The 26,536-nt window shown below is 54.4% G+C and carries 23 protein-coding genes and 7 tRNA genes; 5 read left to right on the top strand and 25 right to left on the bottom strand.

Annotated features, from left to right (window positions below):
- Positions 1-406: 406 nt before the first annotated feature.
- The 9 genes from AABB92_RS09290 to miaB form a co-directional block, all read right to left on the bottom strand.
- Entirely contained in the window at positions 407-1,132 is a 726-nt protein-coding gene (locus AABB92_RS09290; RefSeq protein WP_031374788.1) for an amino acid ABC transporter ATP-binding protein, read from the bottom strand.
- Positions 1,133-1,810, bottom strand: a complete 678-nt coding sequence (gltK, locus tag AABB92_RS09285) for a glutamate/aspartate ABC transporter permease GltK (RefSeq protein ID WP_031374789.1) — start codon at positions 1,808-1,810, stop codon at positions 1,133-1,135.
- Positions 1,810-2,550 carry an amino acid ABC transporter permease gene (locus AABB92_RS09280; RefSeq protein WP_031374790.1) on the bottom strand — a complete coding sequence of 247 codons (741 nt, stop codon included), beginning with the start codon at positions 2,548-2,550 and terminating at the stop codon, positions 1,810-1,812. Before AABB92_RS09280 ends, gltK begins: the two co-directional genes overlap by 1 nt.
- A gap of 280 nt (positions 2,551-2,830) precedes the next feature.
- A complete protein-coding gene (locus AABB92_RS09275) occupies positions 2,831-3,727 on the bottom strand; it encodes an amino acid ABC transporter substrate-binding protein (protein WP_031374791.1) in 897 nt (298 codons plus the stop codon).
- A gap of 433 nt (positions 3,728-4,160) precedes the next feature.
- Positions 4,161-5,684, bottom strand: coding sequence for an apolipoprotein N-acyltransferase (gene lnt, locus AABB92_RS09270; RefSeq protein ID WP_046288545.1), 1,524 nt, complete (start codon positions 5,682-5,684; stop codon positions 4,161-4,163).
- A gap of 4 nt (positions 5,685-5,688) precedes the next feature.
- Positions 5,689-6,570, bottom strand: a complete 882-nt coding sequence (gene corC / locus AABB92_RS09265) for a CNNM family magnesium/cobalt transport protein CorC (protein WP_031374792.1) — start codon at positions 6,568-6,570, stop codon at positions 5,689-5,691.
- 80 nt (positions 6,571-6,650) lie between these two features.
- Complete coding sequence (gene ybeY / locus AABB92_RS09260; protein WP_031374793.1) at positions 6,651-7,124, bottom strand: rRNA maturation RNase YbeY; 474 nt, start codon at positions 7,122-7,124, stop codon at positions 6,651-6,653.
- Positions 7,121-8,182: a PhoH family protein gene (locus AABB92_RS09255; RefSeq protein ID WP_031374794.1), complete on the bottom strand. Its 1,062-nt coding sequence runs from the start codon at positions 8,180-8,182 to the stop codon at positions 7,121-7,123. Before AABB92_RS09255 ends, ybeY begins: the two co-directional genes overlap by 4 nt.
- A gap of 208 nt (positions 8,183-8,390) precedes the next feature.
- Positions 8,391-9,815 (bottom strand): tRNA (N6-isopentenyl adenosine(37)-C2)-methylthiotransferase MiaB, encoded by a 1,425-nt coding sequence (miaB, locus tag AABB92_RS09250; RefSeq protein WP_046288459.1) that lies wholly within the window; start codon positions 9,813-9,815, stop codon positions 8,391-8,393.
- Between the two features lie 172 nt (positions 9,816-9,987).
- Between miaB and ubiF the strand changes: the two genes are divergently transcribed.
- Positions 9,988-11,160: a 3-demethoxyubiquinol 3-hydroxylase gene (gene ubiF, locus AABB92_RS09245; protein WP_031374796.1), complete on the top strand. Its 1,173-nt coding sequence runs from the start codon at positions 9,988-9,990 to the stop codon at positions 11,158-11,160.
- A gap of 116 nt (positions 11,161-11,276) precedes the next feature.
- Here ubiF and AABB92_RS09240 read toward each other — a convergent pair.
- The 12 genes from AABB92_RS09240 to nagB all read right to left on the bottom strand — a co-directional run bounded on the left by AABB92_RS09240 (position 11,277) and on the right by nagB (position 18,165).
- Positions 11,277-11,351, bottom strand: a tRNA-Gln gene (locus tag AABB92_RS09240).
- A 29-nt stretch (positions 11,352-11,380) separates the two neighbouring features.
- Positions 11,381-11,455: transfer RNA gene (locus AABB92_RS09235), tRNA-Gln, on the bottom strand.
- A 6-nt stretch (positions 11,456-11,461) separates the two neighbouring features.
- A tRNA-Met gene (locus AABB92_RS09230) sits at positions 11,462-11,538 on the bottom strand.
- Between the two features lie 22 nt (positions 11,539-11,560).
- Positions 11,561-11,635, bottom strand: a tRNA-Gln gene (locus tag AABB92_RS09225).
- A gap of 34 nt (positions 11,636-11,669) precedes the next feature.
- Positions 11,670-11,744: transfer RNA gene (locus AABB92_RS09220), tRNA-Gln, on the bottom strand.
- A 22-nt stretch (positions 11,745-11,766) separates the two neighbouring features.
- Positions 11,767-11,851 (bottom strand) — tRNA-Leu (locus AABB92_RS09215).
- 9 nt (positions 11,852-11,860) lie between these two features.
- A tRNA-Met gene (locus tag AABB92_RS09210) sits at positions 11,861-11,937 on the bottom strand.
- 219 nt (positions 11,938-12,156) lie between these two features.
- A complete protein-coding gene (gene asnB / locus AABB92_RS09205; protein WP_031374797.1) occupies positions 12,157-13,824 on the bottom strand; it encodes an asparagine synthase B in 1,668 nt (555 codons plus the stop codon).
- A 308-nt stretch (positions 13,825-14,132) separates the two neighbouring features.
- A complete protein-coding gene (locus tag AABB92_RS09200; protein WP_031374799.1) occupies positions 14,133-14,885 on the bottom strand; it encodes an HAD-IIA family hydrolase in 753 nt (250 codons plus the stop codon).
- Positions 14,886-14,925: 40 nt separating this feature from the next.
- Complete coding sequence (gene nagC / locus AABB92_RS09195) at positions 14,926-16,146, bottom strand: DNA-binding transcriptional regulator NagC (RefSeq protein WP_031374800.1); 1,221 nt, start codon at positions 16,144-16,146, stop codon at positions 14,926-14,928.
- Positions 16,147-16,153: 7 nt separating this feature from the next.
- A complete protein-coding gene (gene nagA / locus AABB92_RS09190) occupies positions 16,154-17,302 on the bottom strand; it encodes an N-acetylglucosamine-6-phosphate deacetylase (protein WP_031374801.1) in 1,149 nt (382 codons plus the stop codon).
- Between the two features lie 62 nt (positions 17,303-17,364).
- Entirely contained in the window at positions 17,365-18,165 is an 801-nt protein-coding gene (nagB, locus tag AABB92_RS09185; RefSeq protein ID WP_031374802.1) for a glucosamine-6-phosphate deaminase, read from the bottom strand.
- 332 nt (positions 18,166-18,497) lie between these two features.
- On the opposite strand from nagB, the gene nagE reads away from it, so the two are divergent.
- The 3 genes from nagE to AABB92_RS09170 all read left to right on the top strand — a co-directional run bounded on the left by nagE (position 18,498) and on the right by AABB92_RS09170 (position 22,977).
- On the top strand, positions 18,498-20,528 hold the full coding sequence (gene nagE, locus AABB92_RS09180; RefSeq protein ID WP_031374803.1) for an N-acetylglucosamine-specific PTS transporter subunit IIBC: 2,031 nt from the start codon (positions 18,498-18,500) through the stop codon (positions 20,526-20,528).
- A 152-nt stretch (positions 20,529-20,680) separates the two neighbouring features.
- On the top strand, positions 20,681-22,348 hold the full coding sequence (glnS, locus tag AABB92_RS09175) for a glutamine--tRNA ligase (protein ID WP_046288458.1): 1,668 nt from the start codon (positions 20,681-20,683) through the stop codon (positions 22,346-22,348).
- A 233-nt stretch (positions 22,349-22,581) separates the two neighbouring features.
- Positions 22,582-22,977: a hypothetical protein gene (locus tag AABB92_RS09170; protein WP_031374804.1), complete on the top strand. Its 396-nt coding sequence runs from the start codon at positions 22,582-22,584 to the stop codon at positions 22,975-22,977.
- 71 nt (positions 22,978-23,048) lie between these two features.
- On the opposite strand, the gene fur is transcribed toward AABB92_RS09170, so the two are convergent.
- From fur to ybfF, 4 genes are all read right to left on the bottom strand, one after another.
- On the bottom strand, positions 23,049-23,492 hold the full coding sequence (gene fur / locus AABB92_RS09165; RefSeq protein WP_031374805.1) for a ferric iron uptake transcriptional regulator: 444 nt from the start codon (positions 23,490-23,492) through the stop codon (positions 23,049-23,051).
- A 352-nt stretch (positions 23,493-23,844) separates the two neighbouring features.
- Positions 23,845-24,375: a flavodoxin FldA gene (gene fldA / locus AABB92_RS09160; protein ID WP_031374806.1), complete on the bottom strand. Its 531-nt coding sequence runs from the start codon at positions 24,373-24,375 to the stop codon at positions 23,845-23,847.
- Between the two features lie 132 nt (positions 24,376-24,507).
- Positions 24,508-24,783 (bottom strand): LexA regulated protein, encoded by a 276-nt coding sequence (gene ybfE / locus AABB92_RS09155; protein WP_031374807.1) that lies wholly within the window; start codon positions 24,781-24,783, stop codon positions 24,508-24,510.
- 165 nt (positions 24,784-24,948) lie between these two features.
- A complete protein-coding gene (gene ybfF / locus AABB92_RS09150) occupies positions 24,949-25,713 on the bottom strand; it encodes an esterase (protein ID WP_031374808.1) in 765 nt (254 codons plus the stop codon).
- A 250-nt stretch (positions 25,714-25,963) separates the two neighbouring features.
- On the opposite strand from ybfF, the gene seqA reads away from it, so the two are divergent.
- Positions 25,964-26,512, top strand: coding sequence for a replication initiation negative regulator SeqA (gene seqA, locus AABB92_RS09145; protein WP_031374809.1), 549 nt, complete (start codon positions 25,964-25,966; stop codon positions 26,510-26,512).
- Positions 26,513-26,536 lie beyond the last annotated feature (24 nt).

The following is a 26,536-nucleotide window of genomic DNA, read 5'->3' as shown; positions in this document are numbered from 1 at the left end:
CCCTGATCGACCCCTGCCTGCTCTGAAACTTCAGTGTGTATGGTTAAAAAGGGCACAATAGTGGAGGCCTGAGCGCCTCTGCTGCTGAAAGGGCTATCCGCAGCGCTGAGGCGTGACGTTGGGCCAGAACTCCACGCCGGGAAGCGTGGAGAGTTCGGGGCCGGCCAGGGAGGGCCGATCCGCGAACGGTTCGTCGGCATGACGTCAAAGCCGAAGGCACTGCGTCAGCGGCGGGAGGACGGCCCGGCAGCAGCAGAGGTGCTCAGGCCCGCACCCCGGCCCGCTCGCGCAGAAAAAACGGCTGCCACGTTTGACCGTGGCAGCCTTTGCAAATTTATCCTTAACTGACCAGCATCAGGGCAACCGGGCCCGCCTTTCTCTGGTGCAAAAGATCCCGTTCAGAAAATCAGTGCAGAATTTTTGCGAGGAAGTCTTTGGCGCGGTCAGACTGCGGGTTATTAAAGAAGTCATCTTTGTTGGTGTCTTCGATAATTTTGCCTTCATCCATGAAGATCACGCGATTGGCGACTTTACGGGCGAAGCCCATTTCATGCGTCACCACCATCATCGTCATCCCTTCATGCGCCAGTTCAACCATCACATCCAGCACTTCGTTAATCATCTCGGGATCAAGAGCGGAGGTCGGTTCATCAAACAGCATCGCAATCGGGTCCATGCAGAGCGCGCGGGCAATCGCCACACGCTGCTGCTGGCCGCCCGACAGCTGACCGGGAAACTTATCGGCATGCGCCGATAACCCCACCCGATTGAGCAGCTTCAGCCCTTTATCCCGCGCCGCGGCTTTATCGCGCTTCAGCACTTTCACCTGCGCCAGCACCAGATTATTGATAATGCTGAGGTGCGGGAACAGTTCGAAGTGCTGGAACACCATGCCGACCTTGCTGCGTAGCTGGGCGAGATTGGTTTTTTTGTTGTTCACTTCGGTGCCGTTCACCGTGATAACCCCTTGCTGAATCGGCTCCAGGCCGTTCACTGTTTTAATCAGGGTCGATTTACCGGAGCCGGACGGTCCGCATACCACCACCACTTCACCTTTTTTAACCTCGGTAGAGCAGTCGGTCAGCACCTGAAAGTGACCATACCACTTAGAAACGTTTTTCAGGCTAATCATTTAAACCGTCCTTTTTCTTTTTAGATAACTGACCAGCAGTGACGCGCTCAGGCTGATAACGAAGTAGACCAGACCGGCAAACAGAACCATTTCAACCTGGGTACCGTCGCGTTCACCAATGGTGGACGCTGTCCGGAAGAAGTCCGCCAGGCTTAAGACATAGACCAGCGAGGTATCCTGAAACAGTACGATCCCCTGAGTCAGCAGCAGTGGCACCATGGCACGAAACGCCTGCGGCAGGATGATCAGTTTCATCGACTGCCACTGGGTCATGCCCAGCGCCAGAGCCGCGTTACCCTGACCGCGCGAAATACTGATGATGCCGGCGCGAATAATTTCGGAGTAATAGGCCGCTTCAAACAGTGAGAAGGCCACCATGGCGGAGATCAGGCGGATATCAGTTTTCGGCGATAATCCCAGCACCTGCTGCAGAAAACTCGGCACCACCAGATAGAACCACAGCAGCACCATCACCAGCGGCACCGAGCGGAACAGGTTAACGTACAGTCTGGCGAACCAGCTGACTGGCTTGAGGGTCGACAGGCGCATCACCGCCAGCAGCGTGCCCCAGATAATCCCGAATACCACTGCGGTAATGGTGATCTTGAAGGTGATCACCAGGCCGTTAAGCAGATAGGGCAGGCTGGGAGTAATTGAACTCCAGTCAAACTCGTACATTACTTGCCTCCCCCGTTGCCAGGCAGACGCACTTTGCGTTCCACCAGGCTCATTAACAACATGATCACCAGGTTAATCGCGATGTAGGCCAGCGTAATGGCGGTGAACGATTCATAGGCGTGTGCGGAGTAGTCCAGCAGTTTGCCCGCCTGCGCCGCCATATCGACCAGCCCGATGGTCGAAGCGATGGCGGAGTTCTTGACCAGGTTGAGCATCTCTGAGGTCATTGGCGGCACAATCACCCGATAGGCGTTTGGCAGCAGCACATAGCGGTAGGTCTGTGGCAGGGTTAAACCCATCGCCAGACCGGCATTCTTCTGACCGCGCGGCAGTGACTGAATGGCGGCACGCACCTGCTCGCAGACGCGGGCGGCGGTAAACAGACCAAGGCAGATCATTGATGAGATGAAGAACTGAATGTTGGGGTCCAGCTCAGATTTAAACCACATGCCCAGCTTTTCGCCTACCAGTTCCGGGGCCACCAGATACCAGAAGAAGAACTGCACAATCAGTGGAATGTTGCGAAACAGTTCGACATAGCAGGTGCCAATGGTCGCCAGCAGGCGATTAGGCACGGTACGCAGAATGCCAAAAAGTGAACCTACGCAGAAGGCAATAATCCAGGCGCAACAGGAGACGGCAATTGTCACCTGAAAACCGGACCACAGCCAGCCGAGATAGGTCGTGTTACCGAACGGGGCCTGTTCGAGAAATATGCCCCAGTTCCAATCGATACCCATAACGAGCTCCGGTAAAAAAGGGTAGCTAAGCTACCCTGAAGATTGATGAACGGCGTTTTCTCTCCTGGACCAGGGGAACGACCCGGTTCAGTCTGTCTGTCCGCGCCGCGGTTTCAGCAATCGAGAGGGCAGCCAGGCCGCCCTTGTTATACCCGTCGTCATTCAGGCTGCATTTTTGTTGGCCACGTTTACTCACCCGAGTCACTTACCTGAGTAAGCTTATCGGGATTCATTCTCTTGCCGCCTCAATGCAAGCTGAAATCCATTGGGTATTTTCTTGTTAGTTCAGTGCTTTATCATTCGGCGTTTTGAACAGCGCTTTCATGTCATCCGACAGTTCAAAGTTCATGTTCAGGTTCTTCGGTGGGATTGGCTGTTTGAACCAGGTGTCGAACCATTTTTCAGCCTGGCCTGAGGTCTGGGCTTTGGCGATGGTTTCATCCACTAAGGTTTTGAACTGCGGATCGTCTTTACGCAGCATACAACCGTAAGCCTCTTTGGACTGCGGCGTACCTAAGATTTCCCAGTTGTCGGGTTTTTTCGCTTTGGCGCGTTCACCGGCCAGCAGAGCATCATCCATCATAAAGGCCACGGCACGGCCGGTTTCCAGCGTACGGAACGAGTCGCCATGATCCTTCGCGCTGATAATGCGCATTTCCATTTTCTGCTCGTCGTTCAGTTTGTGTAACAGCACTTCAGAAGTGGTCCCGGAGGTCACCACCACGGTTTTGCCTTTCAGGTCGGTGAAATCTTTGATAGGACCGCCTTTTTTCACCAGCAGACGGGTACCAATGACGAAGATGGTGTCAGAGAAGGCTGCCTGTTTCTGGCGCTCAAGGTTGTTGGTGGTAGATCCACACTCAAAATCGTAGGTGCCGTTTTGCAGCAGCGGGATACGGTTTTGCGAGGTAATCGGGATCATTTTGATCTGCAGATCAGGCTTGTTCAGCTTCGCTTTAATGGCGTCCACAATGGCAGCGGAATAGGCTTGTGAGTAGCCGACGACTTTTTGCTGGTTGTCATAATAAGAAAAGGGAACTGATGATTCGCGGTGCCCGACCACAATGACGCCGTTGTCATTGATCTTCTTCAGGGTGCCGCTGAGATCTTCCGCCTGGGCCGCTCCCGCTGCTGCGCTGATCAGCAGAAGAGATAATGCCACTTTGCGTAGTTGCATGTTCCAACTCCTTCGTATGGAAAATGCACAGGATATAACCTGTGCTGATTATGATGTTGTGTGTATTTCCTGCTGCTTTTCTGGCTATCCCGTAGCGCAGCTGCGCGCAGAATAGTCACTAACATAGCGGATTGTTAACGCGATGAAACAAAAAAGTTTCTTTTTTGCGAGGTGATCCGCACCAAAAAAAGGCAATTTTTCCTGCCTGCGCGTTAACGGTGCAAGCGAAGCGATTATTTTGGTGCAACCGGCCTGCTATCAGCGTATGCAGTGCGCCTGTTTGCGAAAAACACTGAAATAATTAGCAATCATCGTGCCAGAAACGGGTTCCGGCGCGCTGACGCAGCAGAGTCTGCGGCGAGGGAAGGGGAAAATAGCAGGCAAAAGCGATAAAAAAAGGCGAAGCAGCCGCTTCGCCTTTTAGCAGGGTGAATCAGCGTCGGCGACGCAGCACCGCCGCCAGGGCGGCCAGCGCCGTCAGAATCCACACCGGCCAGACGCCAGCGTGCGCATAAGGAGTTTCACCGGTGGTCGGTACCACTTTGTCGGTTAACACTGCGCGGCTGAACTGCGGCAGCATCTTTTCAACCTCGCCGCTGGCATTCACCACTGCTGTCACGCCGTTGTTGGTGCTGCGTAACAGCGGACGGCCCAGCTCCAGCGCCCGCATCCGGGCCATCTGGAAATGCTGCCATGGGCCGATCGAGTGACCAAACCAGGCATCGTTAGAGACCGTCAGCAGGAAATTGGTGTCGGGATGGAAGTTGGCGCGCACCTGTTCACCCAGCACAATCTCATAGCAGATGGCGCTGGTCAGGTTGTAACCGGCCACCCTGAGCTGCGGCTGAAGGTAAGCGCCACGACTGAAAGCAGACATTGGCAGATCGAAGAACGGTGCCAGTGGACGTAGCAGATCGGCCAGCGGTACAAACTCCCCAAACGGCACCAGGTGATTTTTCTGGTAGCGATTGCCGCTGAAGTAGTTATAAGGCGCGTTGCCGCCTAACACGATCACCGTGTTGTAATCGTGATAGCGGTTCTGCTCGAGGCGCGAGTCTACGATGCCGGTCACCAGAGCACTGCCGCGCGCGCGTAGCTCATCATCCAGCGAGCGCAGGAACGGCTGCTGATTACTTTCCAGATCGGTAATTGCTGATTCCGGCCAGATGATAATCGGGGTTTTGCCGATCAACGGCTGGCTGAGTCCGCTGTAAATGCGCAGCGTGTTCAGCAACTGTTGCGGGTCCCACTTCATCGACTGCGGAATATCGCCCTGTACCAGGGCCACATCGACTGCACGGGCCGGTAACGGCTGAACCCACTGGACGTAGCGCAGCGGCCAGGGTAAGGCCAGCAGCAGCAGGGCCGCGACCAGGCTTTTTACATTGCGCTGTTGCAGGGCATACACCAGCAGACCGGCGACCACCATCAGCAGAAAGGTAATGGTTTCCACGCCGCCCAGCGGCGCTACGCCTTTCAGCGGGCCATTGATCTGGCTGTAACCAAACTGCAGCCACGGAAAGCCGGTGAGGATCCAGCCGCGCAGAAACTCGGTGATCTGCCATAACGCCGGGGCCGCCAGCGCCAGACGCCATAACGTCGTGCGCGGCCACAGGCGATTGAGCAGCCCGGCAAACAGCGCCGGATAGATCGCCAGATAGGCCGCCAGCAGCACCACCAAAAAGACGTTCACCGGACCAGGCATCCCACCAAAGGTCGCAATGCTGACGTAGACCCAGTTGATGCCGCTGCCGAACAGGCCAAACCCCCAGACGAAGCCAATCGCACTGGCCTGAGGGCTGGTGCGATTAAGGGTCAGAAGCTGTAAGCCGCACAGCGACAGCAGTGCGGCGGGCCAGAAATCGTAAGGAGAGAAGGCGAGGGTGCCAGACGCACCCGTTAATAAAGCCAGCAGCAGGCGAACCCGCTGACGCGGGTAAAGTGAGGCTAAAGCCATAAACTTATTCGTCATCCAGTTGAGGTTGTGGCGAATTATCCGGAATAGTGACATGAACCTGGATGATACGGCGGCTGTCGGCCATCGCAACTTTGAACTGATAACCTTCGATGTCGATGCTCTCACCGCGCGCGGGCAGATGGCCGAAGCCCTGCATCACCAGGCCACCAATGGTGTCGACTTCGTCATCGCTGAACTGCGTGCCGAACACCTCATTGAAATCTTCAATCGCGGTTAACGCCCGCACCGTAAAGGTGTGGCGGTTAAGCTGACGGATATCACGATCCTCTTCGTCGTCATACTCATCCTCAATCTCACCGACGATCAGCTCCAGAATGTCTTCGATGGTGACCAGGCCGGAGACGCCGCCGAACTCATCGATCACAATCGCCATGTGGTAACGCTGAGAACGGAACTCTTTCAGCATCCGGTCTACGCGTTTGCTTTCAGGCACCACTACCGCCGGGCGCAGCACTTTCTCAATGCTGAACGGTTCAGATTCGCTGCTCATAAACGGCAGTAAATCTTTCGCCATCAGGATCCCTTCAACGTGATCTTTGTCTTCGCTGATCACCGGGAAGCGCGAATGCGCCGACTCGATAATCACGTCCAGACACTCTTCGAGGTTCTGATTGCGTTTCAGGGTAATCATTTGCGAGCGCGGGATCATAATGTCACGCACGCGCTGCTCCGCAATATCCAGCACCCCTTCGAGCATGTCACGGGTATCCTGGTCAATCAGGTCTTTATGATTTGAGTCGCGGATCAGCTCCAGTAGCTCATCACGGTTTTTCGGTTCACCGTGAAAAAGTTGGTTGATCAACAGGGAAAAGAATCCCTTTTTACTACTGGGTGCATCGCTGTTTTGAGAATGGTCGTCGCTCATGGCGGTTTTTAAAGATCTCTCTGGTGAGGAATTAACGCTGCCAGCGCAGCGCTGGCAGCAGGATAGCCGGAACCCGGAGGTCAGGCGTCTTCTTTCTCCGAAATGTACGGATCAGGATAACCAAGAGCAAGCATTATCTCGGTCTCCAGTGACTCCATCTCTTCGGCTTCGTCGTCTTCAATATGGTCGTAGCCCAGCAGATGAAGCGTGCCGTGTACCACCATGTGTGCCCAGTGGGCCTCAGTGCTTTTGTGCTGCTCAGCCGCCTCCTGCTCGACCACCTGACGACAAATAATCAGGTCACCGAGCAGCGGTAGTTCGATGCCAGGCGGCGCTTCAAACGGGAAAGAGAGCACGTTGGTCGGTTTATCTTTACCGCGATAAGTCAGATTAAGCTCATGACTTTCCGCTTCATCAACCAGACGCACCGTTACTTCGCTTTCCGGCTGGAAAGGGGTGACCGCCGCTGAAAGCCAGCGGTGAAACTGGCTTTCAGTGGGCAGATCGGCGCTGTTTTCACAGGCGATCTGCAGGTCAAGAATCACCTCGCTCATTTGCTCTCCTGCGTTACGCTCTGGGCGGCCAGCGCCTCGCGTTTACGCTCTTCAGCCTGCTGGTCGCGACGTTTCTGATCGGCCGCTTCCCAGGCTTCATAGGCGGTGACGATACGGGCTACAACCGGGTGGCGCACCACATCTTCACTGTGGAAGAAGTTGAAGCTGATCTCTTCCACTTCCGACAGCACTTCAATCGCATGACGCAGGCCCGATTTAACGTGGCGCGGCAGGTCGATCTGAGTGACGTCACCGGTAATGACCGCTTTAGAGTTGAAACCGATACGCGTCAGGAACATCTTCATCTGTTCGATGGTGGTGTTCTGGCTCTCATCGAGAATGATAAACGCGTCATTCAGCGTACGGCCACGCATATAGGCAAGCGGAGCCACTTCAATCACGTTGCGCTCCATCAGCTTCTCAACCCGCTCAAAGCCGAGCATCTCGAACAGTGCGTCATACAGCGGACGCAGATAAGGGTCCACCTTCTGACTCAGATCGCCGGGCAGAAAGCCGAGCTTCTCGCCCGCTTCAACTGCCGGGCGGGTCAGCAGGATTCGGCGTATCTCCTGACGTTCCAGCGCATCGACCGCCGCCGCGACGGCCAGGTAGGTTTTACCGGTCCCGGCCGGGCCAACACCAAAGGTGATGTCATGGTCGAGCACGTTCGCGATGTACTGTGCCTGGTTTGGCGTGCGTGGCTTGATGACGCCGCGCTTGGTCTTGATATTGACCGCTTTGCCATATTCCGGCACGCTTTCGGCGGTCTGCTCCAGTACCCGGCTCTCTTTGATCGCCAGATGGATCTGGTCCGGCTCAATATCCGGAATGTCGCCGCGTACCGGTGCGGTATCCACATAGAGTGTTTTCAGAATGTCAGCCGCCGCATTCACGCAGAGTGCGCGCCCCACCAGCTTAAAGACGTTGTCCCGACGGTTGATCTCAATGCCCAGACGACGTTCAAGCTGTTTCACATTATCGTCAAATGGACCGCACAGGCTCATCAGACGACGGTTATCGGCCGGTTCAAGGGCGATTTCACGAGTTTCGATATTCAAACGAATCCTTTGGGTCACTCAGGGCCAGTTATGAGGTGTGTCTGACGCACCGTTGGGCTTAACCGGATGCACCATAACGAAATTATTTATGCCGTAACGCCTGGGCGCAAGCTTAAGAAAAGATATTTGGGCGGCACTTTCAGAAACCAAGTGCAACAAAGTGAAATTGGCGGCAATGCTGCGCGCATTACCGCAATTATGGCAGGCATCAAGGCTGGAACAGACCTACGCCGATCTCGTTCTCTTTACGGGTACGGGCGATAACGGAAGCCGGGCTTTCTGCCATACGCAGTCCCATCTCTTCTTCGGTACGCACCAGTTTGCCGCGCAGCGAGTTGGTGTAGACGTCGACGATTTCGACATCAACGAACTTACCGATCATCTCAGGCGATCCCTCAAAGTTTACTACCCGGTTATTTTCGGTGCGGCCAGAAACTTCCATGACGTTCTTACGGGAGATCCCTTCCACCAGGATACGCTGCACCGTGCCGAGCATCCGCCGGCTGATAGCCATCGCCTGCTGATTGATGCGATCCTGCAGGATCCACAGACGCTGCTTTTTCTCTTCTTCGCTGACGTCATCCGGCAGGTCAGCCGCCGGGGTGCCCGGACGTGCAGAGTAGATAAAGCTAAAGCTGATGTCGAAATTGACATCGGCAATCAGCTTCATGGTCTGTTCGAAATCCTGCTGAGTTTCACCCGGGAAGCCGATGATGAAGTCAGAACTGATCTCAATATCCGGGCGCGCCGCGCGCAGCTTACGGATAATCGCCTTATACTCCAGCGCCGTGTGCGCCCGTTTCATTAGCGTCAGGATGCGGTCGGCACCGCTCTGGACCGGCAGGTGCAGGAAGCTCACCAGCTCCGGCGTATCGCGGTAAACCTCGATAATGTCATCGGTGAACTCAATCGGGTGGCTGGTGGTGAAGCGAATACGATCGATGCCGTCGATGGCCGCCACCAGGCGCAGCAGTTCAGCGAAGGTGCAGATGCCGCCATCAAAAGTGGCACCGCGATAGGCGTTAACGTTCTGGCCGAGCAGGTTAACTTCACGCACGCCCTGGGCCGCCAGTTGGGCGATCTCCAGCAGAATGTCGTCGCTCGGACGGCTGACTTCTTCACCGCGGGTATAAGGCACCACGCAGAAGGTACAGTACTTGTTGCAGCCTTCCATGATGGAGACGAAGGCGGTCGGACCTTCTGCACGCGGCTCGGGCAGACGGTCAAATTTCTCGATTTCCGGGAAGCTGATATCTACCACCGGGCTTTTGCTGCCGCGCACGGTGTTAATCATTTCCGGCAGACGGTGCAGAGTCTGCGGGCCAAAGACGATATCGACGCAGGGCGCACGCTGGCGAATGTGATCCCCTTCCTGCGACGCCACGCAACCGCCGACGCCGATGATCAAATCCGGGTTACGCTCTTTTAACTTTTTCCAGCGCCCCAACTGGTGGAAAACCTTCTCCTGCGCTTTCTCGCGAATAGAACAGGTGTTGAGCAGCAGAATATCCGCCTCTTCAGCGACCTCGGTCAGCGTGTAGCCGTGCGTACTGTTCAGCAGGTCAGACATCTTAGATGAATCATACTCATTCATCTGACATCCCCAGGTTTTGATATGCAGTTTTTTTGTCATCGAACTAGCCATTGATTCAGTGCAGTGGAGTGCAGGGCGCGTATTGTAATGCTTTGATGCTGTTGTGACCAGCCTAAGGGCTTTTCTGATCGTGCCAGAATTTTCCGGTACACTTTGCTTCAATCAGACCCGTGTTGCGCAGGCTGGCGGGAAAAGAAGAAGGATATAAGCAATGCAGGATAACCAGTTTGATGTGGTGATCGTTGGCGGCGGCATGGTGGGAGCCGCGCTGGCGTGTGGGCTGACGCAGCAGCAGTTCCGCGTGGCGGTGATTGAGCGCGCTGAGCCGGCCCCGTTTGCGGCAGAGAGCGATCCCGATCTGCGGATCTCGGCCATCGGCTCATCGTCGGTAGCGTTACTGAAGCAGCTTAACGTCTGGTCGCGGGTTGAGGCGATGCGATGCGCCCCGTATCGCAAGCTGGAGACCTGGGAGTGGCAAACCGCGCAGGTCAGCTTCGATGCCGCCTCGCTCGGCCTGCCGGAACTGGGTTTTATGGTGGAAAACAGCGTGCTGCAACGGGCGCTGTGGGAAGAGATGCAGGCGCTTGGTGTTACGCTCTGCTGTCCGGCCACGCTGGAGAATTTGCAGCAGGAGAATGGCGGCTGGCGCGTCGACCTGAGCGGCGGCGAGACGTTGCATGCCCGGCTGGTGGTGGGCGCAGATGGCGCTAACTCACAGGTGCGGCAGATGGCGGGGATTGGCATCCACGGCTGGAGCTATGCGCAGTCTTGCCTGCTGATCAGCGTCACCTGTGAACATCCGGCCGGCGATGCCACCTGGCAACATTTTACTCCGCAGGGGCCACGCGCCTTTCTGCCGCTGTATGACAACCGCGCCTCGCTGGTGTGGTATGACGCGCCAGCGCGGATACGCCAGCTCCAGGCGATGGCGCTGCCTCAGCTGGAGAAAGAGATTGCCAGCCACTTCCCGGCGCGTCTGGGGCGGTTTAAAGCCCATGCTGCGGGCGGGTTCCCGCTGGTGCGGCGTCATGCGGCGCGTTACGTGCTGCCAGGACTGGCGCTGGTGGGCGATGCGGCACACACCATCAACCCACTGGCGGGGCAGGGCGTTAACCTGGGTTACCGCGATATTGATGCGTTAATTGAGGTGCTGGTGACCGCGCGCGGTGCGGCGGAAGACTGGGCGGCTGAGCGGATATTGCAGCGCTATCAGCGTCAGCGTCGCACCGACAATATGCTGATGCAGGGCGGGATGGATCTGTTCTATTTCGCCTTCAGCAATCAGCTGGCACCGCTGCGCTTTGCACGTAACCTTGGGTTGATCGCCGCCGAGCATTCCGGGGTGCTGAAGCGTCAGGTGTTGCGCTATGCGCTGGGATTGTAAATCAGCCTGAAAGCGTTGTACGGCTCGTTATAAGGCGGGCCGCTACAATCGACCGTCATTGGACAGGGAAGCACAAAAACAACAAAGCCCGCAAAAGCGGGCTTTGTTGTGCAATTTGGCTGGGGTGCAGGGATTCGAACCCCGGAATGCTGGTATCAGAAACCAGTGCCTTACCGCTTGGCGACACCCCAATAGGTGTTAATTCAAATTGTCTTTTGTGTGGCTGGGGTGCAGGGATTCGAACCCCGGAATGCTGGTATCAGAAACCAGTGCCTTACCGCTTGGCGACACCCCAATAATATGGTGGCTACGACGGGAATCGAACCTGTGACCCCAGCATTATGAGTGCTGTGCTCTAACCAGCTGAGCTACGTAGCCAAATTGTACTGCATTTCGATGATGGCTGGGATACCTGGATTCGAACCAGGGAATGCCGGTATCAAAAACCGGTGCCTTACCGCTTGGCGATATCCCATTCGTCCACTCGCAGCCACGAGATTCATCGAAATTGGCTGGGGTACCTGGATTCGAACCAGGGAATGCCGGTATCAAAAACCGGTGCCTTACCGCTTGGCGATACCCCATCCATGCTGCCGAATAATGAAATGGTGCGGGAGGCGAGACTTGAACTCGCACACCTTGCGGCGCCAGAACCTAAATCTGGTGCGTCTACCAATTTCGCCACTCCCGCAAAAAAAGATGGTGGCTACGACGGGAATCGAACCTGTGACCCCAGCATTATGAGTGCTGTGCTCTAACCAGCTGAGCTACGTAGCCATCTTTTTTTCGCGTTACCTTCATCGGCGTTGCGGGGCGCATTATGCGGAGTTGACTTAACAGCGTCAACAAGTTTTTTGCCGTTTTTTTGCTGATAACCGCTGTTTGACCGGCTTATAACCAGGCTGGCGGTTTATTCAACAATTTTTCAGTGAATACAACGCAGATGATAAAAAAAATGGGCCATAAACGGCCCATTTTTCATCAGTTCAGACGCGGTTATTTATAGGCTGACTGATGCACACCCACGGCGCGACCTGATGGATCGTCCATGTTTTTGAATGCTTCGTCCCACTCAATCGCTTTGGCTGACGAGCAGGCCACTGATGGGCCGCCAGGCACGCACTCTGCCGCGCTCGGTAACGGGAACAGCTCTTCAAAGATTTCACGATACAGATAAGCCTCTTTCGAACCCGGCGTGTTGAACGGGAAACGGAAGTGCGCAGTGGCCAGTTGCTGATCGCTGATCTGCTGCGCGGCAACCTCTTTCAGGGAGTCGATCCAGCTATAGCCAACGCCGTCTGAGAACTGCTCTTTCTGCCGCCATGCCACGCTTTCCGGCAGATATGAAGAGAAACATTCACGCAGGATGTGCTTCTCCATTTTGCCGTTGCTGCCACACATTTTGTCGGCCGGGTTGATGCGCATCGCCACATCGAGGAATTTTTTATCCAGGAAGGGGACACGCGCTTCCACGCCCCAGGCTGACATCGCCTTGTTGGCACGGGCGCAGTCGAACATGTGCAGCGCCTGCAGTTTACGCACGTTTTCTTCGTGGAACTCTTTGGCGTTCGGCGCTTTATGGAAGTAGAGGTAGCCGCCGAAGACTTCATCTGCGCCTTCACCCGACAGCACCATCTTAATGCCCATCGCTTTAATCTTACGTGACATCAGGTACATCGGCGTGGAGGCGCGGATGGTGGTGACGTCGTAGGTTTCAATGTGATAAATCACATCGCGAATTGCATCCAGACCTTCCTGCACGGTGAAATGAATTTCGTGGTGCACGGTGCCGAGATGTTCCGCCACGGATTTAGCCGCTTTCAGATCGGGCGATCCCTCCAGGCCCACTGCGAACGAGTGCAGCTGCGGCCACCAGGCATCACTTTTATCCTGATCTTCGACCCGCTTAGCGGCAAAGCGCTTGGTGACGGCAGAAATGATTGACGAATCGAGTCCGCCCGACAGCAGCACACCGTAAGGAACATCTGACATCAGATGGCTTTTTACTGACTCTTCCAGCGCATGCTTCAGGCCCGCAGCGTCGGTGGTGTTGTGCTCTACGTTTTTGTATTCCATCCAGTCACGCTGCCAGTAACGACGGATTTCGCCATCGGTGCTGGAGAGGTAGCTGCCCGGCGGGAACTCTTTGATTGAACGGCAGACCGGCACCAGCGCTTTCATCTCTGACGCGACATACAGGTTGCCATGCTCATCGTTACCCATATAGAGCGGGATGATACCGATGTGATCGCGGCCGATCAGGTAAGTGTTTTTTACACTGTCATACAGGATAAAAGCGAACATGCCTTCCAGATCGTCGAGGAAATCGACCCCTTTTTCCTGATACAGCGCCAGGATGACTTCACAGTCAGATCCGGTCTGGAACTGATAGCGATCGCTCAATTCTGCGCGCAGTGCCTGATGGTTATAGATTTCGCCGTTAACCGCCAGAACATGAGTGTGGTCGGCGTTGTACAGCGGCTGTGCGCCGTTGTTGACGTCAACGATTGAGAGACGTTCATGCGCCAGGATTGCATGGTCATCAGCATAGACACCAGACCAGTCCGGGCCGCGATGACGCATTAAGCGTGAACATTCCAGCGCTTTTTTGCGCAGCTCAACAGGATCGGTTTTCAGATCCAGCACACCAAAAATTGAACACATAACTGACTCCTGAGCTCACCTTACGGCGATGTTATCTTTTGCGTTTGTCCGGCAGCCTGACGCTGCGTGATGTATAAGAAAATGCGCTATTTGGTGCATTCAATGCAAGAGGAATCGCGATTTACTGATAAAAAGATTGTTGTCATGGCGATAAAATTGAATAAACGACAATTTAACAACGTTTTTATTGTTGAATCGATAATGAAATGCATTTTCTGGCTGAATTTTAGCCGAAAGAGAGGGCGGGTAATCGGTCGAAAAGAGGGGACGCATCACGCTTTAGCCCGATGCGTCATAAGAAAAAGGCATCAGAACAGGTCAATATCCGCGACTGAAGGGTAGATCCAGTCCGGCCGGAACGGCATGGCATCAATATCGCTTAAGGTTGATACGCCCGATAGCACCAGCACCGTTTCCAGCCCGGCCTGAAAACCGGCCAGAATATCGGTGCGCAGATTGTCACCGACTATCACTGTCTCTTCCGAATGCGCCTGCATCTTGTTCAGGGCTGCACGCATAATGTAGGGACTCGGTTTGCCGACGTAGAACGGGCGGCGACCGGAAATCTTCTCGATACCGGCACACAGCGCGCCACAGGCCGGAACAAAGCCGCGCGCATGGGTATCGGGGTTGGTGGCGATGAACCGCGCGCCATTGGCGACAAAAAAAGCCGCCTTATGCATCATGTCCCAGTTAAACGAGCGCGTTTCCCCGACGATGACAAAATCAGGGTTGATATCGGTGATGGTAAAGCCGGCTTTGTAGAGTTCGTGGATCAGCGCACCTTCACCTATCACATAGGCTTTTTTGCCTTCCTGACGGCGAAGAAAGTCTGCCGTGGCCATCGCCGAGGTGTAGAACACCGAGTCCGGCACTTCTACGCCCGCCGAGGCGAAACGGTTGGCCAGATCCTGCGCGGTTTGCGAAGGGTAGTTAGTCAGCACCACCAGCGGCATCTCTTTCGCCAGAATGCGCTGCAAAAACTCCTGTGCGCCGGGAACCGCCGTGTTGTCGTGCATCAGCACGCCATCAATATCACAAATTACGCTTTTAATGGTCATAGTCAGATCCGATGTGGCCCGCCAGAGTGGCAGGCTGAGCTTATTCTTCGAGAAGATGTTGCAGCAGAATGCCGTTAAGCATGGCACGTTTTGCCAGCGCAAAGGCGCCGATTGCCGAACGATGATCTAAGGTCGAACGTACCACCGGTAGATTTTTGCGGAAGGCGGCGAGCGCCTGAGTGTTAATGCAGCCTTCAATCGCGGGCAGTAGCACTTTCTCTGCGTCGGTGATTTCACCGGCCAGCACCACTTTTTGCGGATTAAACAGGTTGATGGCAATCGCGATAGCTTTACCGAGGTAGCGGCCGACATATTCGATCACTTCGCAGGCCAGCGCATCACCCTGATTAGCCGCTTTACAGATTTGCGGCATCTGGCACGCCTCCAGCGTCAGCACGCTGGGATAGCCCTGATTCAGCAGATGACGTACCCGACTTTCAATCGCGCCGTTGGCGGCGATGGTTTCGAGGCAGCCAAAGTTACCGCAGTGGCAGCGTTCGCCCAGCGGATCGACCTGAATGTGGCCAATCTCACCGACGTTACCGTTGCTGCCGAGAAAAATATGCCCGTTGGCGATGATACCGGCCCCGGTGCCGCGATGTAAGCGCACCAGAATGGAGTCGGCACAGTCGCGGCTTGCCCCAAAGTAGTGCTCAGCCAGCGCCAGGCTGCGGATGTCGTGACCGACAAAACTGGTAACATTAAAGCGTTCTTTCAGGCTGGCGACCAGCGGCCAGTGACTGACGGCGATGTGCGGCATATAGCGGATCACCCCGTTAATCGGGTCAACCAGCCCTGGCAGGATCACCGAAATCGCGATCAGCTCGCGTATCTTGCGCTGGTGCTGCTCAATGAAGGCGCTGATGGCGTTGAACAACGCGTGCTGCAACGTCTCCTGAGTGCGTTCCGGCAGCGCATAATCCTCTTGCGCCAGCGATTTTCCGCTCAGATCAAACAGCGTCAGGGTCGCGTCGTTGCGTCCGAGTCGGACGCCGATGGTATGGAAGTTGCGGGTTTCAGTGATGATGGAGATGGCGCGGCGACCGCCGGTGGAGGCTTGCTGGTCCACCTCTTTGATCAATCCGCGCTCTATCAATTGACGGGTAATTTTGGTGACGCTGGCGGGCGCAAGCTGGCTGAGTTCGGCAATCTGAATGCGCGATATCGGCCCCTGTTGATCAATCAGCCGGTAAACGGCCGCACTATTGAGTTGCTTAACAAGATCGACATTTCCTATTTGTGACTGGCCGCCAGTGGTCATTCAGTGCTTACTCGCTCAGGACGTCGTCTCCGTTGACAAACGTCTTAATGATTTTAAAGTCGCGCGTAAACACAGTCAGGTTCGCGATTTTTCCTGCTTCGATCGAGCCTAACTGCTTTTCCACGCCCATCGCCCGTGCCGGGTAAAGTGACGCCATGCGCAACGCTTCATCCAGTGCAATGCCAACATGTTCCACACTGTTCTGTACTGCTTCAATCATGGTGAGGGCAGAACCGCTCAGCGTTCCGTTTTCATCAACGCACAGCCCGTCACGATAATAGATTGTTTTACCAGCAAAAATAAACTCGCTAATCGCCGCGCCAGCCGGTGCTGTGGCATCCGTTACCAGGATCAGCTTGTCGCCTTTAATGCGCTTCGCATTGCGAACGTTAGCGTAATGGACATGTAAACCATCCGCAATAATGCCGCAGTATACATCAGGCGAATCAAACAGCGCACCGATAAGACCGGGTTCACGACCGGCAAAGGTCGGCATGGCGTTATACAGGTGTGTGGCGAAGCTGATGCCCGCAGAAAAGCCCGCTTTGGCTTCTTCGTAAGTGGCGTTGGAATGCCCGGCGGAGACGATGATACCCGCTTCAGTCAGCTGACGAATCACGTCGCTGCCGGCATTTTCCGGGGCCAGCGTCACTTTTGTGATCACATCCGCATTTTCACACAGGTATTGCACCAGGGCGGCGTCGGGCAGGCGGATCAGCGCCGGATTATGGGTGCCTTTCTTCGCTTTGCTCAGCCACGGACCTTCCAGATGCAGCCCGAGCGCCTGATGCTGATGTTTTTGCAGGTAAGCGCGCATGGTTTCGATCGCCCGCTGCATTAATTCGTCACTGCTGGTGATCAGCGTCGGTAAAAAGCTGGTGCAGCCTGACTTTTCGTTGGCGCGCTGCATGATTTCCAGCGTCTCTACGCTGAGCGCGTCGATGTCGTCATTAAACTGAACGCCGCCACAGCCATTAAGCTGCAGATCGATAAAGCCGGGCGCAATGATGGCACCTGATACATCACGCTGCTCCACGTCTGCAGGCAGCGACTCACGTGGGATCACGCGGTCAATGCGCCCGTTGGCAATCACCACCGCGTGATTGTCCAGAATCTGGTGGCCGCTATAAATCCGGCCATTAACTAATGCGAACATCTCTTCTCTCCCGTCCTGACCTGCCGCTGCCCGGGGCAACAGCAGGTACGACAAATTTTTAGTTACACGCCTTTCATATTTTCCGCTTCCATCTCGCGGAAATATTTCACGGTTTTCACTTTCAGTTCCATGGTGGCTGGCTCGTCACACACCACCACCGATTTCGGGTGCAGCTGCAGACAGCTGATGGTCCACATGTGATTAACGTTGCCTTCGACCGCCGCCTGTAGCGCCTGAGCTTTAACGTGGCCGGTAACCAGAATCATCACTTCTTCCGCGTCCAGCAGGGTGCCGACACCCACCGTCAGCGCATATTTTGGTACCTGATCGACATCGCCGTTAAAGAAGCGAGAGTTTGCCACGCGGGTGTCATGCGTCAGGGTTTTAATCCGGGTACGTGAAGCCAGCGAAGAGGCCGGTTCGTTAAAGGCGATGTGACCATCGTTGCCAACGCCACCCATAAACAGGTGAATTTTGCCCAGCGCGCGGATTCTCTCTTCATACTGGCGACATTCTGCGTCAATATCCGGCGCATTACCATTCAGAAGATTGATGTTTTCTGGTTGAATATCAACGTGATCAAAGAAGTTGCGATACATGAAACTGTGGTAGCTTTCCGGGTGCTCTTTTGGCAGGCCAACATACTCATCCATATTGAAAGTGATAACATGCCTGAAACTAACCTGGCCCGCTTTATGCATCTCAATCAGGTGCTTGTAAGCTTCAAGCGGCGTACCGCCGGTGGGTAAGCCCAGCACAAAGGGTTTGTCTGCCGTTGGGTTAAAGGCATTAATCCGGTTCACAATATGGCGTGCTGCCCATTTGCCGACCTGGGTTGGTGTAGCTAAAGGAATCAGTCTCATGTTTCACCTCAATTAGGAAAATGGAAAAGGGGGCGCGCGAATCCAATGCGTTACTCATCAGCCTAAACGGATTCTGTCATCCCGCCACGGCCTGAGTGCGCCTTAATATTTCGGATCATAAAATAAGTTTGCGGGTATAGCCAGATGTTGCCGCAGTAATCGATGTTTTTTGGTGATAAAAGTCACAGTTATGGTGGTTTTAATTTGCGAGGCGAATTAATTTATCATTACACTTCGCTGCGTGATATGAAGTGTCATAAGGTCTTTGCAGCCGACATAACAATATTAAGCGGCGCAGAGCGACAAGCCAGGCTCATAGGGGGAAAGGGTAAATGTTAGGTTACTTACAACGCGTTGGCCGTGCACTGATGGTGCCGGTAGCAACCCTGCCAGCGGCAGCGATATTAATGGGGGTCGGTTACTGGATTGATCCAGTCAGCTGGGGCGCAGGCAATGCGCTGGCAGCGCTGTTTATCAAATCCGGTGCCGCCATCATCGAACACATGTCAGTGCTGTTCGCTATCGGTATCGCTTACGGGATGTCCAAAGATAAAGATGGCGCAGCAGCGCTGACCGGCTTCGTCGGGTTCCTGGTAGTGACCACACTCTGTTCGCCAGCTGCGGTGGCGATGATTCAGAAAATACCGCTGGAGCAGGTACCTGCTGCCTTTGGCAAAATTGAAAACCAGTTTGTTGGTATCCTGGTCGGTATTTTATCGGCGGAAGTCTATAACCGCTTCAGCCACGTCGAGCTGCCTAAAGCGCTCTCATTCTTCAGCGGACGCCGACTGGTACCGATTCTGGTGTCGTTCCTGATGATCTTAGTCGCCTTTATCCTGATGTATATCTGGCCGGTGGTATTCAACGGTCTGGTCAGTTTTGGCGAGCATATCCAGAAACTGGGTTCAGTCGGCGCCGGTATCTACGCCTTCTTTAACCGTCTGCTGATTCCGGTAGGTTTACATCACGCGCTGAACTCCGTGTTCTGGTTTGATGTGGCCGGGATTAACGATATTCCTAAATTCCTCGGCGGCGCACAGTCACTGGCTGATGGATCGGCAACTGTCGGCATCACCGGTCGCTATCAGGCGGGCTTCTTCCCCATCATGATGTTCGGTCTGCCGGGTGCGGCGCTGGCAATTTACCAGTGCGCACGGCCGGAAAACCGCGCCAAAGTTGGCGGTATCATGCTGGCGGCAGCGGTGGCAGCCTTCTTCACCGGCATCACTGAGCCGCTGGAGTTCTCCTTCATGTTCGTGGCACCGGTGCTGTATCTGATCCACGCCGTGCTGACCGGTATTTCCGTCTTCATCGCGGCCAGCATGCATTGGATTGCCGGCTTCGGCTTCAGCGCCGGGCTGGTGGATATGGTGCTGTCGACCCGTAACCCGCTGGCGACGCACTGGTACATGCTGATCCCGCAGGGGCTGGTGTTCTTCGTCATCTACTACGTGGTGTTCCGTTTCACCATCAAAAAATTCAACCTGATGACGCCGGGCCGTGAGCTGGCAGTCGCTGGTGATGAGAGTGATGGTTATGACGTCAACGTCGATAAAACCGATAACGGTGAAAGTGCAACTGAAACGCTGGCGCGTCGCTATATTGGCGCGGTCGGTGGCTCAGACAACTTAACCAGCATTGATGCCTGTATTACCCGTCTGCGTCTTAACGTTAATGATTCAGCGCAGGTCAATGAGGGCGTGGCTAAACGTCTCGGCGCGTCCGGGGTGATTCGCCTCAACAAGCAGAGCGTACAGATTATTGTCGGTACTCAGGCAGAAGGCATTGCGTTGGCGATGAAAAAAGTGCTGACCAAAGGGCCGGTAGCCGCCACCAGCAGCAATGCAGCTGCAGCTGCACCGGAAGCCGTTAAGCCGCAGGCGGTACTGAACAGTGAATCACGGGTTATCGCCACGCTGCTGGCACCGGTGAGTGGTGACGTCGTTGCGCTGGATGCGGTACCGGACGAAGCCTTTGCCAGCAAAGCGGTGGGTGACGGTCTGGCGATCAAGCCGAGCGACAAATGGGTGGTTGCACCGATTGCCGGTACGCTGGTGAAAATCTTCAATACCAATCACGCTTTCTGTCTGGAAACCGACAACGGGGTTGAGATTGTGGTGCACATGGGGCTGGACACCGTGGCGCTGGAGGGTAAAGGCTTTACCCGTCTGGTGGAAGAGGGCGCCAGCGTGGCGGCCGGTCAGCCGGTACTGGAGATGGACCTGGATTTCCTGAACGCCAATGCCCGCTCGATGGTCAGTCCGGTGGTGGTCAGCAACAGCGATGATTTTGCCGGCCTGACGTTACTGGCCAGCGGTAAGGTCGTGGCGGGTGAAACCCCGCTGTACCAAGTGAAAGGCTAATCCCCGCAACAGAAGCCACAAGGCAGGAAGCGATTCCTGCCTTTTTTGTTTTAAAGGCTGAACAAACGGTTGTTTCCCTCTGGCGCTTTGTGGATCATACTCCGTTACTTCGTGGTACATATCACCCGCTATTCGTATTGAGGATTTTTGAGATGAGTGAGGCTGAAGCCCGCCCAACTAACTTTATTCGTCAGATCATCGACGAAGATTTGGCGAGCGGTAAGCACAGCAGCGTGCATACCCGTTTTCCGCCGGAGCCCAATGGCTATCTGCACATTGGTCATGCGAAATCGATCTGTCTGAATTTTGGCATTGCCCAGGATTACCAGGGGCAATGCAATCTGCGTTTCGACGATACCAATCCGGTCAAAGAGGATATGGAGTTCGTTGAATCCATCAAGCGTGACGTCAAATGGCTGGGCTTTGAGTGGAGCGGTGAGGTTTGTTACTCATCAAACTATTTTGATCAGCTCTACAACTATGCCATCGAACTGATCAATAAAGGGCTGGCTTATGTTGATGAGCTGAGTCCGGAAGCGATCCGCGAATACCGTGGCACCCTGACTGCGCCGGGTAAAAACAGCCCGTATCGCGATCGCAGCGTGGAAGAGAACCTGGCGCTGTTCGAGAAAATGCGTAGCGGTGAGTTTGCCGAAGGCACTGCCTGCCTGCGCGCCAAAATCGATATGGCTTCTAACTTTATCGTGATGCGCGATCCGGTGCTCTATCGAATTAAATTCGCTGAACACCACCAGACCGGTAACAAGTGGTGCATCTATCCGATGTATGACTTTACCCACTGCATCTCTGATGCGCTGGAAGGGATTACCCATTCACTCTGTACGCTGGAGTTCCAGGACAACCGTCGTCTGTATGACTGGGTGCTGGATAACATCACCATTCCGGTGCACCCGCGTCAGTATGAGTTCTCGCGCCTGAATCTTGAGTATGCGGTGATGTCAAAACGTAAACTGACGCAGCTGGTGACAGAGAAGCACGTTGAGGGCTGGGATGATCCGCGCATGCTGACCGTTTCTGGCTTACGCCGTCGCGGTTACACTGCCGCGTCAATCCGCGAGTTCTGCCGCCGTATTGGCGTCACCAAGCAGGACAATATTGTGGAAATGGCGTCGCTGGAATCGTGCATCCGTGACGATCTTAATGAGAATGCGCCACGTGCTATGGCGGTGCTCGATCCACTGAAAGTCGTAATCGAAAATCTGCCGGCTGGCCATCACGAAAGCATCACCATGCCTAACCATCCGTCTAAACCGGAGATGGGCACGCGTGAAGTGCCTTTCAGCCGTGAGATCTGGATCGACCGGGCGGATTTCCGTGAAGAGGCCAACAAGCAGTATAAGCGTCTGGTGCTGGGCAAAGAAGTTCGCCTGCGCAACGCCTACGTGATCCGTGCTGAGCGGGTGGCAAAAGATGAAGACGGCAACATCACCTGCATCTACTGCACTAGCGATGTTGATACCCTGAGTAAAGATCCTGCTGATGGCCGCAAGGTCAAAGGCGTGATCCATTGGGTGTCGGCAGAACACGCGCAGCCAGCCGAGTTCCGCCTGTATGATCGCCTGTTCAGCGTGCCAAATCCGGGTGCAGCCGACGATTTTCTGTCGGTGATCAATCCAGACTCGCTGACCATCAAACAGGGCTTTGTTGAGCCAGGCCTGCGCGATGTGGAAGCCACCACGCCGTACCAGTTTGAGCGTGAAGGTTACTTCTGCGCGGACAGCGTCTATTCGAAGCCGTCACAGCTGGTGTTTAACCGCACCGTTGGCTTACGCGATACCTGGACTAAAGCCGGCGAATAATCGTTGGTGCTGACCTGATAAAATGACAAAAGGGCGACTTATCGCCCTTTTTTATTGTCCTGATTTTTGCCATCACCGAGGTTTATTCTGCAAGCCTTTTTCAGCGATTGTTACGAAGTTGTGAGAGAAATCTGAGTTTAAAAAAATTAATCAATTACCAGATGTGAATTATCCGCTTTCAGGTAGGCTATGCCCTCACAGACATAGCTCAGCGAGTGATATAAGGAAAAAAAATGACCGTTCTCGCCCAGGAAGCCAAACACAGTGTCGTCGTTTTACATCAACTTATTGAACGTATTTTCAATCAACCTGCCGGCTCTGATGACAGTTTCGAGCTGATGATGTCCTATTTTCATCCCGATTTTCGCATGGTTACCCCGCGCGGAACTCAGCTGAACCTGAATGAAGTGGAAGATCTTTTCCGTCAGCTACAGGGCCAGCGGGAAGGGATGCGTATCGCAACCTGCGAGCACGTGGTCATTTCCCATCAGGAGAAAGAGGTCACCGTACAGTACCGGGAGATGCAGATGCTGAACGGCAATAATCAGAGCCGCATCGCACTGGCGATTCTGGATTACAGTACCTCGATTCCGCGCTGGCGTTATCTGCAGGAAACGCTGGTTGCCTGAGCCGACAGCGAAAAAAGAACAAAAAAAAACCGGTGAATTCACCGGTTTTTTTATTTCAGCCTGCGTCAGACTTACTGATCGTGCAGCGTCTCATCTTCACGGCAGTCGCCCAGTGCACAGTGACCATACAGATAGAGACTGTGGTTGGTCAGCTTGATGCCGTGGCGGGTGGCGATTTCGCGCTGACGGGTTTCAATCGACTCGTCGCTGAACTCAATCACTTTACCGCAGTCCAGGCAGATCAGGTGATCGTGATGATGCTGCTGGGTCAGCTCAAACACCGACTTGCCGCCTTCAAAATTGTGACGGGTCACGATACCGGCATCATCGAACTGGTTCAGCACGCGGTAAACGGTGGCCAGACCAATCTCTTCGCCGATGTCGATCAGGCGTTTGTACAAATCTTCCGCGCTGACGTGATGGCACTCAGGTTCCTGAAGCACTTCCAGAATTTTCAGTCTGGGCAGCGTGACTTTCAGGCCAGCCTTCTTTAATGCGGTATTGTTGTCAGTCATGCGGATTTTGTCCTGTTACTTATATTCACTTTTGTGGCGCTTGGCCTTGAATGTCGATCTATACCCATTCTCATTTGCGTCTCATTATAGAACTGATGCAGTGAAATGAAAACCGAGGGGAGTGCCTAAATCACCATGGGCTGTATGGGATACGTCACCGAGCCGGGGAGGATTTCTGCAGGAGTCTGTTAACATTTCGCTTAGTCCTATCTGCTGCCAGAGAAAATAAGCGGAAGATCGATGCGGGTATTCTACAGATTAAACGAAGAAAGTTAAAAAAATGTGGCTATTATTTCTATAGGAATTTCCGTTGCCTCAATGTGAGCTGGCGCTCACATTGAGTCGGCTACCCTCAGGCTTCGAGGATCTCTTTGAGCTGCAGTTCATCAAAAATCTGCTTAACCCATTTCTCGACGCGCGCATTGGTCAGCTCTGGCTGACGATCTTCGTCAATCGCCAGGCCGAGGAAGTGGGTATCGTCAGCCAGGCCTTTTGACGCTTCGAAGTGATAGCCTTCGGTCGGCCAGTGGCCCACGATCACTGCGCCGTGCGGCTCAATGATGTCGCGGATGGTGCCCATCGCATCACAGAAATACTCGGCATAATCTTCCTGATCGCCGCAGCCGAACAGGGCAACCAGCTTGCCGTTAAAATCGATCTCTTCCAGCGTCGGGAAAAAGTCATCCCAGTCGCACTGCGCTTCACCGTAATACCAGGTCGGAATACCCAGCAGCAGGATGTCAAACGCTTCCAGATCTTCTTTAGTGCTTTTCGCGATGTCGTGGACTTCTGCAACGTCTTTACCCAGCTGTTTCTGGATCATTTTTGCAATGTTTTCGGTGTTGCCGGTATCGCTGCCAAAGAAGATGCCTACGAGTGCCATGAGTAAAATAACCTCTTAAATCCTGATGATGAGATGTGTGCCGCAGCACATTTCAGCGAATAATAGCAGACGAGACAAACCCGCGGAACGGTTAAAGCCTCGACATTTGCCTCTGCGTGCGTTTTGCCCGCATTAATCCAGTTTGAGTTGCGCCAGCAGCATTTGTTCAATCAATTCGCTACGGCTGAGATTGCGCTGTTCTGCCAGCATATTGAGCGCTTCGACGGCTTCACTGTTCATTTTCAGTTCGACACGACGAAGCCCGCGCCCTTTGTCACGTTTCAGTTGATTGCGCTTATTGATGCGCAGCTGTTCATCACGCGAAAGCGGACTGGTTTTGGGTCGACCAGGGCGGCGCTCATCAGCAAACAGATCGAGCGTCGTGCGGTCAGTGTGTTCTTTTGCCATGGCTTAGTGAAACTGAATGTGCGGGCGCCAGACGCTCGCCGCGCAGATTATAAATTATTGGCCGTTACCGCGGCAAAATGACCGGCGGCAAAATTTTAGCGCGCCATCATACTCCACGCTAACTCCGGACGCCAATCCTAAACATTTGCCGCCAGGTATTTGCTTTTAAAGCGCAAAAAAGCGACGGACGCTGCGTAATACGGCATCAGGTTTTTCGGCGTGCACCCAGTGTCCCGCGCCGCTGATCACATGCGCATGAGCCGCCGGGAACTGCGTAATCAACGCCTCGCGGTACTGATTATCCAGGTAGCTGGAGTCACCGCCGCGAATAAACAGCGCCGGATGCGGCCAGGCGGGAACCGGCTGCCAGCCAGAAATGGTGGTGTAGTTGTCCCACAATACCGGCACGTTGAAGCGCCATTCACCCTGCTGGAAAGATTTCAGCAGGAACTGAATCACACCCTCTTCATCAAGCAGGCCACGCATCACCTGCGCGGCTTCACTGCGGGAAGTCACGCCCGCTTCCGTTACCGCGCGGATCGCCGCGAAAATGGTGTCGTGGCGGCGGGTCTGATAATCCACCGGCGCAATATCGATCATCACCAGACGTTCGATACGATCTGCCGCCAGCGCACTCATGGTCATGGCAATTTTGCCGCCCATCGAATGACCGATTACCGCCACCCGATCGATGCCGTGCGCATCCAGCGTCTCTAACATATCCTGTGCCATCACAGCGTAGTTCATCTGATCGGATCGCGGTGATAATCCATGGTTGCGGACATCAACCTGCAGTACCGGCGCGGCATCTTTTAACCCGCGAGCCAGCACGCCAAGGTTATCCAGCGTTCCGAACAGGCCGTGGATCAGCAGGATGGGCAGGGAATCAGTCGGGGATTGTTCAGTTTGCAGACGGGCGTTCAAAATCATGGCAAAGTTCTTAAGTTTGAGACCTAAGCTTAGGTTATCATGGATTCACCTTTTCAGGCGCGCCGGTTCCGGCGGCATTAGGACATATTCTGACTTTTGCCCGTAAACCGTTTGATTGCTAACAACCCGCCTGAATTTAACTTTATAATCCTCATGTTAGAACCCGCTCACCCTTCGAATCGCCAAACTTTGCTTAGGGCTTTTCAGGAAACAAGTGGTTCTGTCATGAGAAAGAACCGTACGGAATAAGATGAAAACGATCGAAGTTGACGAAGAGCTCTACCGTTATATTGCCAGCCACACGCAACACATTGGTGAAAGCGCATCCGACATTCTGCGTCGTATGCTGAAGTTCACGGCCGGTCAGACAGCACCTGCTGCGCCGGCACAAAATGCAGCGTCCGGTGCGGCGAAAGAGACTCAGCCTGCCGTGGCTGGCTCACGTCCGCAGGATCGGGTACGCGCGATGCGTGAACTGATGCTTTCTGATGAATATGCGGAGCAGAAGCGGGCGGTTAATCGCTTTATGCTAATCTTGTCAACGCTCTATCGTCTTGATACCGCAGCCTTTGCTGAGGCAACTGCATCACTGCAGGGCCGTACCCGCGTCTATTTTGCGGGTGATGAGCATACGCTGTTGCAAAATGGCACCCATACTAAGCCGAAGCACGTACCCGGCACACCGTACTGGGTGATCACCAATACCAATACCGGTCGCAAATGCAGCATGATCGAACACATCATGCTCTCAATGCAGTTCCCGCAGGAACTGACTGAGAAAGTTTGCGGCACCATTTAAACTGAAGCGTCAGGGAGAAGCGCC

Source organism: Pantoea brenneri (genome assembly GCF_038594305.1).
Classification (GTDB): domain Bacteria; phylum Pseudomonadota; class Gammaproteobacteria; order Enterobacterales; family Enterobacteriaceae; genus Pantoea; species Pantoea brenneri.
Note: the sequence above shows the minus strand (reverse complement) of the source record. Positions and strands in the feature narration are given on the sequence as shown.

Bases quoted from the DNA above. Each gene is read 5' to 3' on its own strand.
- ubiF (WP_031374796.1), top strand. From the start codon at position 9,988: ATGCAGGATAACCAGTTTGATGTGGTGATCGTTGGCGGCGGCATGGTG.
- corC (WP_031374792.1), bottom strand. From the start codon at position 6,570: ATGAGCGACGACCATTCTCAAAACAGCGATGCACCCAGTAGTAAAAAG.
- AABB92_RS09200 (WP_031374799.1), bottom strand. From the start codon at position 14,885: ATGACCATTAAAAGCGTAATTTGTGATATTGATGGCGTGCTGATGCAC.
- fur (WP_031374805.1), bottom strand. From the start codon at position 23,492: ATGACTGACAACAATACCGCATTAAAGAAGGCTGGCCTGAAAGTCACG.
- glnS (WP_046288458.1), top strand. From the start codon at position 20,681: ATGAGTGAGGCTGAAGCCCGCCCAACTAACTTTATTCGTCAGATCATC.
- AABB92_RS09275 (WP_031374791.1), bottom strand. From the start codon at position 3,727: ATGCAACTACGCAAAGTGGCATTATCTCTTCTGCTGATCAGCGCAGCA.
- nagB (WP_031374802.1), bottom strand. From the start codon at position 18,165: ATGAGACTGATTCCTTTAGCTACACCAACCCAGGTCGGCAAATGGGCA.
- asnB (WP_031374797.1), bottom strand. From the start codon at position 13,824: ATGTGTTCAATTTTTGGTGTGCTGGATCTGAAAACCGATCCTGTTGAG.
- AABB92_RS09290 (WP_031374788.1), bottom strand. From the start codon at position 1,132: ATGATTAGCCTGAAAAACGTTTCTAAGTGGTATGGTCACTTTCAGGTG.
- ybeY (WP_031374793.1), bottom strand. From the start codon at position 7,124: ATGAGCGAGGTGATTCTTGACCTGCAGATCGCCTGTGAAAACAGCGCC.
- AABB92_RS09170 (WP_031374804.1), top strand. From the start codon at position 22,582: ATGACCGTTCTCGCCCAGGAAGCCAAACACAGTGTCGTCGTTTTACAT.
- gltK (WP_031374789.1), bottom strand. From the start codon at position 1,810: ATGTACGAGTTTGACTGGAGTTCAATTACTCCCAGCCTGCCCTATCTG.
- seqA (WP_031374809.1), top strand. From the start codon at position 25,964: ATGAAAACGATCGAAGTTGACGAAGAGCTCTACCGTTATATTGCCAGC.
- AABB92_RS09280 (WP_031374790.1), bottom strand. From the start codon at position 2,550: ATGGGTATCGATTGGAACTGGGGCATATTTCTCGAACAGGCCCCGTTC.
- nagA (WP_031374801.1), bottom strand. From the start codon at position 17,302: ATGTTCGCATTAGTTAATGGCCGGATTTATAGCGGCCACCAGATTCTG.
- miaB (WP_046288459.1), bottom strand. From the start codon at position 9,815: ATGACAAAAAAACTGCATATCAAAACCTGGGGATGTCAGATGAATGAG.
- ybfE (WP_031374807.1), bottom strand. From the start codon at position 24,783: ATGGCAAAAGAACACACTGACCGCACGACGCTCGATCTGTTTGCTGAT.
- ybfF (WP_031374808.1), bottom strand. From the start codon at position 25,713: ATGATTTTGAACGCCCGTCTGCAAACTGAACAATCCCCGACTGATTCC.
- fldA (WP_031374806.1), bottom strand. From the start codon at position 24,375: ATGGCACTCGTAGGCATCTTCTTTGGCAGCGATACCGGCAACACCGAA.
- nagE (WP_031374803.1), top strand. From the start codon at position 18,498: ATGTTAGGTTACTTACAACGCGTTGGCCGTGCACTGATGGTGCCGGTA.
- lnt (WP_046288545.1), bottom strand. From the start codon at position 5,684: ATGGCTTTAGCCTCACTTTACCCGCGTCAGCGGGTTCGCCTGCTGCTG.
- nagC (WP_031374800.1), bottom strand. From the start codon at position 16,146: ATGACCACTGGCGGCCAGTCACAAATAGGAAATGTCGATCTTGTTAAG.